1 pseudogene is annotated in these 560 nt (G+C 63.0%); it reads left to right on the top strand.

Annotation, left to right across the window (positions count from 1 at the left end):
* Positions 1-560 (top strand): annotated as a pseudogene (locus DXD39_RS10215) (Sir2 silent information regulator family NAD-dependent deacetylase); the annotation flags it as partial.

Raw genomic sequence — 560 nt, 5'->3', positions numbered from 1 at the left:
TCAAGAGCCTTTTCGACGGCTTCTACCACCTCTACCCCAGCCTCGAGCAGCAATGGGCCTACTACGCGCGATACATCGACTTCATGCTGCGCGAGCTGGCCTCGCAGCCCTATCTCGACCTACGGTCCCTCATCGGCCATAAGGACTACTTCATCCTGAGCACCAATGTAGACACCCAAGTCGAGAAGACGTTTCCCACCGAGAGGATCTGCAACTATCAGGGAAGCTTCGCGCACCTTCAGTGCAAGCAGCCATGCTGCGACGAGCTCTTCGATGCGAGCCCCTACGTCGAGCGCATGCTCGCGGGCATGGCGGGGTTCGAGGTCCGCAGCGAGGATGTCCCCCGATGCCCGCATTGCGGCTGGCAGCTTGTGCCGTGGGTGCGCGACGACACGTTTCTGCAAGGTGCGGCATGGCGCGAGAGCCTCGGACGATACGAGCGCTTCGTGCGCGAGCGCAGCGATCGCCGCGTGCTGTTGCTGGAGCTCGGCGTGGGCGAGATGACCCCCGGCATCATCACGCTCCCGTTCTGGAGCATGACCGCGAAGCTGCCGGATGCG

This window comes from Collinsella sp. TM04-29 (assembly GCF_003466565.1).
Lineage (GTDB): Bacteria > Actinomycetota > Coriobacteriia > Coriobacteriales > Coriobacteriaceae > Collinsella.
Note: the sequence above shows the minus strand (reverse complement) of the source record. Positions and strands in the feature narration are given on the sequence as shown.